Genomic DNA, 8,720 nt, shown 5'->3' on the forward strand with positions numbered 1-8,720 from the left:
TTCCTTGGCTCTGAGTAGCTGAATTAGTAGCTGTAACTGCTTTCCAACCTGGATTTTAGCCTTTATTCCGCAACCCCTAGATAACCGTCACTGTTAACTTCCCTTGACTGCTAGCCGTCGAGGGAGGCTTGAGAACGACTTCCAAATCTCGACCCAAAATATTCAGATATCGAAATAGATGTTCGATCGTTAATTCTGTCAACCGACCGCGACTTAAATTAACCAACATCTCCTCATCGATATGTAGTAAATCTCTAACTTGCTGCGAGTTCAAATTTTGAGAGGAGATCGCTCGATTGATTTGCCGGACTAATTCAGATTTGAATGACATCTCTTCAGCATTCTCAAACCCTAAATCGGCAAAAACATTGCCGCTACCGACTTCAAATTCAATTTCTGACTCAATGTTAGCTTGATTCACTTTCATAGTTCTCCTGATAATGTGCCTCGGCTAACTTTAACCTACTCTCGATTAGATCGATATCCGACTTGGGCGTAGCAATCCCCGACTTTGACTTCTTCTGGAAAACGTGTAAAACATAAACCGCTTCGGTAAACTTTACCGTATAAACCGCTCTGTAAGTATCCCCGTCAAAGTCTTCAACCAATTCTAGAACACCAGCACCTTTAAACCCCTTTAAAGGCTTGGCATTATCGTGTTTGTCACCAGCTTGAGCTAGATCTAATCCATAACCTAGCTCACCCTTAACTCGGTCTGGAAATTCACCAATATCTTTACGAGATCTGCCCATCCAGATCAGAGGTTTGCGATCTGGTGCTTCTGCCATAGTTGTTATCAGATGAATGATAGTGCAAACATTATTTAGATTTTAACATACACCAAATTGTTAGATCTATTTCAAAATATTTCACTTAATAAAACCCATCACCTTCAGCGAAGGAAAGATAAAGACCAAGACCGCACAAGCCATCAACACCCAACCGCCAAACTTCACCTCATCAGTATAAGACTCCAAACAATAAAACCCCAAAGCTGCCAACACCGGACAACCCAGACCCATATAAATCGCCCAACTAACCCGATCCCAATACAAACCGTAATTCTTGAGATCGTTAACAGCCACAATATACAACCGCGACCCGAACGCAATCCCCAAAATAAAAATCAGACTGACAATCAACCCACCCACCCAGAGCGAAAACATACTCTGACTAATCCCAATCCGCCGCACCGCCAACTTCGCCGCCTTAGCAACCTCCACCGATACCGTAGGCACCAGCGACTTAACCGCTTGATTAATGTCCGCCTGCGCCTGAGTAGCTGCCACCTGACCCGCCGACTTGAGCGATTCCCGCTGCGACTGCCCAGTCTCCTCAATCCGATCTAAAATCCGCTCATACCTACCCTCAAAGCTGTAGTGCATTGCCAACATCGTCCACAGCGCATCATTATCGGCAATCTTCAAAGTACTACCGATTTCAAAAATCTCCTGCTTCTGCTTATCCGTCAACGGTGCGCCCAGAATCTTCTCAAACCGCTCGTTTAAATTACTCATTTACTTCAATGCCTTATCAAACATCGCTTTACAATCCCGTCGCCAGCGCAACAACTCCGCCCGATTGCCCAGAGGCATCTCAGTTAAAGCAGTCTCAATCGACTTGCGATCGCTATACAGCACACTCGAAACCCGCCCAGCCAACTCCGAAATCGTCAAAGACTTACCCCCATTCTTCTCCACAGACTTCTTCAGAGCCGAATTGTTATAGATCTCAAACTTATCCTCACCACCAAAATAACCATTGCGGATGACATGCAAAGGTAAACCCCCCATCACCTGCATATAATCCTTGAGCAGCTCCACACAATCCCGTTGAGTATTAACTACCCAAAACGTCACCAACTCCCGCTTGAGATCCGGCAAAATGCCCTTGAGCGTATCGCCAAACTTACTCACACCCTCATTACTCCGCGCCGCACCATTAATCACAACCGTCCGCTGGCGATGCTCCTCCAGATCGCAAAGGTTAATTAAATCGATCCACCCATCCCCAGCATCTAAATCCACCATCTCGCAGGGAATGACATTCGTATAAGCCTTATACACATCAGGATTACTAGTATCAGTATCCACCAGCAAACAATCTTCCCCAAGCTGCCGGAGATAATCGATCAGCCCCATACAGACAAGGCTCTTACCCACCCCGCCCTTAAAACTATTGACCATATAGATCCGGTTCATCATTCACCCTCGCGCTCAACTTATTAATACGATCGTTCTATCTCAATTGTTTCCCGCCAATCTCAGATCGTCAAGAGAATTCTGCAACTGGTAACTAACGACTATCTCCTCCCCACTCGGCAATTAGAGATCGGTCGAATCAGCGCGAGGAACTAGCTTACTTTTATTGGTATAACTAGTATCGGTTTTTTTAGGTTGAGGCTTATCCTTAACCTGCTTCTCAACCTGTTGCACCTCAACATCAACGTTACCCTCAGCAACATCAACATTACCTTCAGCTCGATTGCTACTATGTAATGTTTCATCCCCAGTTTTACCCTCAGAGTCAGAGCCATCTGTCTGCTTCGGCTTATCCGACTTTGCCGCCTGTAGCTGTGCCGGAGTAGCAGCTTTCAACTTACTACCCTGCTTAGAATTATTCATATAGCTCTTGAGCGTATAGCTAGAAATATCCAACCCCTCACCCTTGAGGCTAGAAGCGATCTGCTCCAAGGTATAACCCCGTTTCTGCAAAGAGCGAATCTCCTTACTTAAAAGCTTAACCGCCTCCTTCTTACTTAAATCTTTTGGCGGTGGTTCGATTGCTGGTAACTCTCGCAACTTAGCCGCAATTGCCTCAACTTGCTCTAACTTATAGCCCATCATAACAACCCCCTCCAATAAGTCGTAACTCGTAACTCGTAAGTCGTAAGTGGTTTTTAAAACGGAGTTAAGATATCCGCCCTAAAAACCTTCCTCAATCGATAAATACTATATGTTGCTGACAATCTCACGATTCCAATTATACCCATCTCCTCAAGCCATTCACCACCGAGCATTTACCTAAATTTTATCTCCAAATCGAATCATAGCTCTAACCCTAGTTCTATCCCCTAGCTCTAACCCTAATCCTACCATCCCACAAAAAACCAATCTAGAGCCACCCTATCCACCCAAAATCACGCGCAACTTATAGTAAACTATTAAGCTTTATAGAGGTAACAAGATGGTAGCTGCTATACGCAGCCACCCGCCCTCCACTCGTCGCAAGCTCCTCACTCCAGGCTATCTTGTGGGGATTGCATCCCCTAACCCCTGCCGATCGCTACAATCGCCCCGACCAGATCTAACTGTGGCGATCGATCATTTGTCTAAGCCATACTTTAATGATACTCGACCCATTAAAGCCTAATTCCTGCTGACAACTAACGAACTTGCAGATCGATTCAATCGCAGCGGCAGGGATGGGCGGCGATGGGTTCCTCGATCGTAATAATGTTTCCCCCCACATTCCCAACCTCCCTTAACAAATTATGACATTCAAACGCACCCAAGCCGAACCCCTAAGCTGTCAATGCAACATCCGCCTGACTCCCAGCGAAATGGAAGAACTCAAAGATGCAGCTAGCGTCGCCGGAATCACCGTTAGCACCTATATCCGCCAACGTGCCCTCGGTCGGCGCGTCGCTGCCAATACTGACATGACAACGATCCGCGAACTCCGCCGCATCGGGGGCTTACTCAAACACATCCATAATGAAAGTGGCGGTGCATACAGCCAACTGACCGCCGATACCTTGATTGAAATTCAAAAAGCGATCGTCAGTATCGGTAATGGCTTATAAAAAAGGGAAAAGGGGAAGGGGTAAAGGGGAAAGGTGGGGAGTGTGGGAGTAGACGATCGATCTGCGACGAGCGAGTTTTTCCGATCGATTGCAAAGATGAGAACGATCGCTACCCCATACAAGTTACTCACCCAAAAAATTCCGAAACTGGAATAGTAAACCCCAGTTTGATAGTTAGGCACCCAGAGGGAGGAAGAAAATGATCGGTAAGCGAGTCAAAGCAACTGCAACTAAAAGTGGTGGCAAACATGCAGGTAGCTTGGTGGACTATATCACCAAAGATAAAGACAAACACAAAGTCATGCAAATCGGTGGTAAAAACTTTATCAGCGATCGTCTGATTGGACAGAGACTAGAAATGATGGCACTGGCAGGTGAGAATCCCCGCAGTAAAAACCCACTCAATCATTACGTCCTCAGTTGGCGCGAACAAGAACGCCCCACCGCAGAACAAATCGATCGAGCCGTAGATATCTTGCTCGCCGAAATGGAAATGCAAGAACATCAAGTTATCTATGCCGCCCATCAAGACACCCATAACATCCACGTCCATGTTGTCATCAACCGCATCCACCCAGACACGATCCAACCGATCCAGATCAATCGCGGTTTCGATATTGAAGCCCTCCACCGCGCCGTTACCAGAATCGAACATACCCAAGGCTGGCAACCCCTAGAAAATGCTAAATACCAGATCGACGAAGATGGCAAGATCGTCGAACGCCAAGATTATGAATCCCAGCCCCAACCCCAACAACGCGCCGCCGATTTCGAGAACCGTACCGGACAAAAATCAGCCCAACGGATCGGCATCGAAACCCTAGCCCCGATCGTCAAAGATGCCAATGACTGGCAACAACTCCACCGTCAACTAGCCGCAGTTGGAGCCAAATACCACCAAAAAGGCACCGGAGCGATCGTCACCATTGGCGAGACAACAATCAAAGCCAGCAGCATCGACCGTGCCGCTAGCTTTAGTAACTTACAGAAACGCTTGGGCACCTACGAACCACCGATTGAAGATCTAAACATAGCTCCAATCTCCCCCCAACCATTAATGGAGCAGATGCCCCCAGGTTGGCAACAATACACCCAACTGCGAACCGATTACTACTCTAATAAAACCAGCGATGCCGATGTGTTGAGACAGAAATGGGACGAACGGTATCGACAATTGGCAGAACGACAAAGACAAGAACGAGAAGAACTCCTATCGGGTAGATGGGAAGGTAAAGGAGCGATCCTTAATGCCTTGCGTCATACCCTTGCCGAAGACCAGAAAGAGGAGAAGCAGGAATTGCAACAACAGCAAGAAGCAGAACGCGAACGACTGCGGGACAAATATCAACAATTCCCTAGCTTTGAGGAGTGGCAACGGTTGAGAGGTAGAGAAGATTTAGCAGAAAAATGGCGATACAGACATGGAGAACCCAGCCCGAATTTAGAGCGAATTGTGGGGCAACAACAGCAAGAAAAACAGGAGCGACAGCCAAGCCAAGACTATGGGATAACAATGTGATTAATCTGGCTAAGTGCGATGATTATTTTCGGCGGTGCTGGATTAAGGTATCAAAGAAAGGACAGTATTAAAGGTAATAAGGACTGGTTTCCTCAATCGTTAATGGTAAGCGGGAAATCAGTAAAGCTCAGGCTAAGAAATTGGGTGAGATCTTCAATATTTCAGCGAGCGTGTTTATTTAGTCGGCAGGTTGCAGGGCACTATAAATCGATGTAATCTCTCAATCGTAACGCCATGTTCGCTGCCATCATCGAAAGCAACCCCGCCAGCGACTTCTTGCCGCTTCGGTGGAGATTTCTTTCAAGCTCGAAGTTATTTGGCAAGCAGTCACTTGGCGGGGTTTTTAGTGCAACGCCAAAAAATTCACCATGCAAAGATAAAAAGTCTCCGATCTTCGCTGCTATCGATATTTGATTCTTTGTTCTCGACTGGCATATTTATCGGAGACGCTAGATGGGGTGCAGTCTTCGTAGGTGCTAGTGTAGTGAGGAAACCGCATCGAACAATGTCTGGAGCGGGGTTGATAAAGCGTTCGCTCTTCTTGGTATAGCTCCTTTTGTCCCACTCTAGCCCAACCGATCGACTGATGCTTAAATTGCCAATAGCCTTTGTCGATCGCGGTCGATCTATAAGTTCTTGTCATAATAGCTGATAATTTTGATAGATTTGAATGCTCGCCGACTCGCTAACCCCAAGCGGTTAGAACCAACCTAACCATCGACAAATTGATGTTTTTTGTGCCATGATAAAAGTAGTCAAGTTGTGGGTATAATTACCTTGTAATCCTAAATTGACTACTTTCAAGTTTTTAAAAACCGGATAATATTTCCTGTACGAGCAATTTCTCTAACTACTGAGATATTTCAATGAAAGTTCTTTGTCAAGATAAATCGACAGATAAAATTCTGACCAGCGTTACAAATTCGCTCCAAGAATATGCTGACATCATTAATTCTTTAGAAAAAAACTACTCGAAAGATTGTGAAAAGGCTGCTGTATCAGAGGAAATTTCAGAGATTAAGATAATTGCAGACAAAGCAAAAGAGTTTGCAGAAAATCGGAAATTTTACAAGCTGCATAATGCCGTCGGTCATGCCTGGTCAAAAATAGAATCCTTCAAAAATACCAGACAGATTAATGGTTACGGGTTGCCATTTGCAATTAGTAACTCCCTGACAGCTTCGATCGGGATACACACGAGAAGTTTAGAAATACTCGTGAATGGTTTTAGAAATATTGTAGATATTTCGAGATATAGCGAAAATAGCAATAAGAAAGATTTGAAGAGATGGGCTGAAGCCCTTGAAGCAGTCGGAAATGCTCTCGAAGACAATCTTGAGTTTTTCAGTCTAGATTTACTAGAAGAGTTTCAAACTTTACTTTTCAAAGTGATTCAAGTATCTCAACAAAAATCGTCTAACTCTCAAACAAGATCGGATGTAAAAGACTCTTATCGAATCAGAGTTCGTACTTCCGCTGGCTTCCTGTCTAGCCTTATAGACTTTGCTCTAGCCGAATCAGATGAAGAAGATTGTGAGATGTTAACAGCGATCGCCAATGCTAACCACCCTGTTTTTTTTGAAGACTGATTCGGTCATAAGGAATTCTAATTTTGATCGAGTCTGATGCTTTCTATAAAAAGGGTGACATTGTTGATGCTCCATTTCCCTATCAGGAGGATTCTGAGGAAGAAAAGTATAGACCAGTACTAATTCTTGCCCCATCCCTAATCAAAGGAGGGCTAATTTGTGCTTTCATTACTAGTAAATCTCGTAAAGATGGAGTGATTGCAATTTCTGCTAAGGATTTCAAGGAAGGTATGTTAAGTACTGATTACGAGTCATCTTACATTCAACCATCAACACTTTACACTCTCAATTCTAAGGTAATTAGAAAGAAGTATGGAACTTTGAAAGATGAGAAACTGGACGAAGTAGTTAAAGTTTTGGTGAATTTACTACAAAAACAGCCCGAATCTCCTCCAACTTCCAAAGCATTTGAAAGACCTAAGAAACCTTTTTAAGAATGTCCAACTGCATCAACGCCAACCAAATTAAAGCTGAACTCGGTAGTTCGATCGCCGATGCCGATAACCACCCTCGCAGCCCTTCCGCGTGAGTGGGAAAACATGCATTATCACATCCTTAATTTTTAACCTTACTCCCTGTCAGGGTTCTAGTCATTAATTAAGGATGCGATCGGATCGAGTTGTCTAATTGCTATCTTTTTGCTTTACAGTTGACAGTAATACAGAACTTGGTAGTACGAAATGTACGATCGAACCGAACTAAACTACATTAATCCTACGATTGACGACTTATTTTAGCCGCTCCCTTAAATCGGCGATCGTTTTTACCTCCTCCCAATCCACATTGGCAGATTGCAGTAATTCCACTGCCAAACTAATTAAATGCTGGGGATAAACTCGCTCCTTGGCTGGCACGGGTAAAGAATTATTACGGCGAACTGTCTTAGCTGTAGCCGCTAACCATTCTTGCTGACTCTGCGACATTTTGATATTGACATTAACCATGATTTCAGTCTGTTGACTTTCCCCTGACTGTGTGTCCATTGGTAATTCGACAGCAATCTGTGTGGAAACTGCCTCCGTTACTGCCACTGGGGTAGCGATAGTTTCCACAACTGGTGGTACTGGTGCTGAAGGAGACTGCCCAAAATCGCTGAGTTTGCCCATTTTGCCCATCCGGCTCATGATTTTAACCCCCAAATTTTCATTAATTCTTTACCAAGACTGCGGTAAGCTACAGCTCCTGGCGATTTACTCGCATAAATAGTTACAGGCTGTTGACTCGCGATCGATTCTGCCACTTGGATATTGTCGGGGATAGTTGTATGCAACAGACGATAATTTAAGTCCTGGGCACTGCTAATTAAGAGGTCATCCGATTCGCGAGTCAGGACTAGACGCGGCTTGTAGCGATTTCGCAGCACATCGATCGGTAGATTTTGATTCTCCCCGCGAATTAGATCGATCGCCTCCGACAATCCCTTGAGCGCGGCGGGTTCGCATAACGTTGGTACCAACACTCGATCGCTGTTTAAAATTGCTTGTACCGAGGCTACCCCCAATCCTGGCGGACAATCCATCAAGACCACCTGATACTTTAAAGGTATTAACCCTTTAAGGGGACTTGCAAAGATATCCTCATTCGACGATCCTAACCGGAACATCTTAATGTCCCCTGGCAATACTGCTAGATGTTGGAGATTAGTAGCAGTTGGGGTGTTTCGGGTGGGGCTAGTGAGCCATTGATAGGCAGTTGGTTCGAGTCCTTCCACGCCCAAACCAAAGGATAGATGTAGCGACCCGCAATTATAAATCATCAAACCCGCAATCATCGCAAAATCGAACCCAGATTAACTGCAACTATCCGA

12 protein-coding genes and 1 pseudogene are annotated in these 8,720 nt (G+C 45.0%); 5 read left to right on the forward strand and 8 right to left on the reverse strand.

Annotated elements, in window-relative coordinates; genetic code table 11:
• Window positions 1-76: 76 nt before the first annotated feature.
• The 5 genes from C7B77_RS17015 to C7B77_RS30095 form a co-directional block, all read right to left on the reverse strand.
• Window positions 77-427, reverse strand: a complete 351-nt coding sequence (locus C7B77_RS17015) for a helix-turn-helix domain-containing protein (RefSeq protein WP_106307324.1) — start codon at window positions 425-427, stop codon at window positions 77-79.
• Window positions 408-788 carry a type II toxin-antitoxin system RelE/ParE family toxin gene (locus tag C7B77_RS17020; protein WP_106307327.1) on the reverse strand — a complete coding sequence of 127 codons (381 nt, stop codon included), beginning with the start codon at window positions 786-788 and terminating at the stop codon, window positions 408-410. The genes C7B77_RS17015 and C7B77_RS17020 overlap by 20 nt, the downstream gene beginning before the upstream one ends.
• An 81-nt stretch (window positions 789-869) precedes the next feature.
• A complete protein-coding gene (locus tag C7B77_RS17025) occupies window positions 870-1,517 on the reverse strand; it encodes a hypothetical protein (RefSeq protein WP_106307330.1) in 648 nt (215 codons plus the stop codon).
• A complete protein-coding gene (locus C7B77_RS17030; RefSeq protein WP_106307333.1) occupies window positions 1,518-2,204 on the reverse strand; it encodes a nucleotide-binding protein in 687 nt (228 codons plus the stop codon).
• 120 nt (window positions 2,205-2,324) lie between these two features.
• Complete coding sequence (locus C7B77_RS30095; protein WP_181243896.1) at window positions 2,325-2,846, reverse strand: hypothetical protein; 522 nt, start codon at window positions 2,844-2,846, stop codon at window positions 2,325-2,327.
• Window positions 2,847-3,493: 647 nt separating this feature from the next.
• On the opposite strand from C7B77_RS30095, the gene mobA reads away from it, so the two are divergent.
• The 3 genes and pseudogenes from mobA to C7B77_RS31725 all read left to right on the forward strand — a co-directional run.
• On the forward strand, window positions 3,494-3,805 hold the full coding sequence (mobA, locus tag C7B77_RS17040; protein WP_041550571.1) for a plasmid mobilization protein MobA: 312 nt from the start codon (window positions 3,494-3,496) through the stop codon (window positions 3,803-3,805).
• A gap of 199 nt (window positions 3,806-4,004) precedes the next feature.
• On the forward strand, window positions 4,005-5,324 hold the full coding sequence (traI, locus tag C7B77_RS17045) for a TraI/MobA(P) family conjugative relaxase (RefSeq protein WP_106307336.1): 1,320 nt from the start codon (window positions 4,005-4,007) through the stop codon (window positions 5,322-5,324).
• An 80-nt stretch (window positions 5,325-5,404) separates the two neighbouring features.
• A pseudogene (locus C7B77_RS31725) lies at window positions 5,405-5,506 on the forward strand (transcriptional regulator); the annotation flags it as partial.
• Between the two features lie 218 nt (window positions 5,507-5,724).
• Here the strand turns inward: C7B77_RS31725 and C7B77_RS17060 are convergent.
• On the reverse strand, window positions 5,725-5,967 hold the full coding sequence (locus tag C7B77_RS17060) for a hypothetical protein (RefSeq protein ID WP_106307342.1): 243 nt from the start codon (window positions 5,965-5,967) through the stop codon (window positions 5,725-5,727).
• Window positions 5,968-6,190: 223 nt separating this feature from the next.
• On the opposite strand from C7B77_RS17060, the gene C7B77_RS17065 reads away from it, so the two are divergent.
• Both C7B77_RS17065 and C7B77_RS17070 read left to right on the forward strand, forming a co-directional pair.
• On the forward strand, window positions 6,191-6,913 hold the full coding sequence (locus C7B77_RS17065; protein WP_106307345.1) for a hypothetical protein: 723 nt from the start codon (window positions 6,191-6,193) through the stop codon (window positions 6,911-6,913).
• A 23-nt stretch (window positions 6,914-6,936) separates the two neighbouring features.
• The gene (locus tag C7B77_RS17070) at window positions 6,937-7,347 is read left to right on the forward strand and encodes a type II toxin-antitoxin system PemK/MazF family toxin (RefSeq protein ID WP_181243897.1); all 411 of its coding nucleotides are present in this window, start codon (window positions 6,937-6,939) and stop codon (window positions 7,345-7,347) included.
• A gap of 294 nt (window positions 7,348-7,641) precedes the next feature.
• Here C7B77_RS17070 and C7B77_RS17075 read toward each other — a convergent pair whose 3' ends face one another.
• Both C7B77_RS17075 and C7B77_RS17080 read right to left on the reverse strand, forming a co-directional pair.
• The gene (locus C7B77_RS17075) at window positions 7,642-8,037 is read right to left on the reverse strand and encodes a hypothetical protein (RefSeq protein WP_106307351.1); all 396 of its coding nucleotides are present in this window, start codon (window positions 8,035-8,037) and stop codon (window positions 7,642-7,644) included.
• On the reverse strand, window positions 8,034-8,684 hold the full coding sequence (locus tag C7B77_RS17080; RefSeq protein WP_106307354.1) for a ParA family protein: 651 nt from the start codon (window positions 8,682-8,684) through the stop codon (window positions 8,034-8,036). The genes C7B77_RS17075 and C7B77_RS17080 overlap by 4 nt, the downstream gene beginning before the upstream one ends.
• Window positions 8,685-8,720: the final 36 nt, after the last annotated feature.

Source organism: Chamaesiphon polymorphus CCALA 037 (genome assembly GCF_003003845.1).
GTDB lineage: Bacteria > Cyanobacteriota > Cyanobacteriia > Cyanobacteriales > Chamaesiphonaceae > Chamaesiphon > Chamaesiphon polymorphus.

Coding starts and splice junctions, on each gene's coding strand:
- traI (WP_106307336.1), top strand. CDS start 4,005: ATGATCGGTAAGCGAGTCAAAGCAACTGCAACTAAAAGTGGTGGCAAA.
- C7B77_RS17025 (WP_106307330.1), bottom strand. CDS start 1,517: ATGAGTAATTTAAACGAGCGGTTTGAGAAGATTCTGGGCGCACCGTTG.
- C7B77_RS17015 (WP_106307324.1), bottom strand. CDS start 427: ATGAAAGTGAATCAAGCTAACATTGAGTCAGAAATTGAATTTGAAGTC.
- C7B77_RS17030 (WP_106307333.1), bottom strand. CDS start 2,204: ATGATGAACCGGATCTATATGGTCAATAGTTTTAAGGGCGGGGTGGGT.
- C7B77_RS17075 (WP_106307351.1), bottom strand. CDS start 8,037: ATGAGCCGGATGGGCAAAATGGGCAAACTCAGCGATTTTGGGCAGTCT.
- C7B77_RS17020 (WP_106307327.1), bottom strand. CDS start 788: ATGGCAGAAGCACCAGATCGCAAACCTCTGATCTGGATGGGCAGATCT.
- mobA (WP_041550571.1), top strand. CDS start 3,494: ATGACATTCAAACGCACCCAAGCCGAACCCCTAAGCTGTCAATGCAAC.
- C7B77_RS30095 (WP_181243896.1), bottom strand. CDS start 2,846: ATGATGGGCTATAAGTTAGAGCAAGTTGAGGCAATTGCGGCTAAGTTG.
- C7B77_RS17060 (WP_106307342.1), bottom strand. CDS start 5,967: ATGACAAGAACTTATAGATCGACCGCGATCGACAAAGGCTATTGGCAA.
- C7B77_RS17065 (WP_106307345.1), top strand. CDS start 6,191: ATGAAAGTTCTTTGTCAAGATAAATCGACAGATAAAATTCTGACCAGC.
- C7B77_RS17080 (WP_106307354.1), bottom strand. CDS start 8,684: ATGATTGCGGGTTTGATGATTTATAATTGCGGGTCGCTACATCTATCC.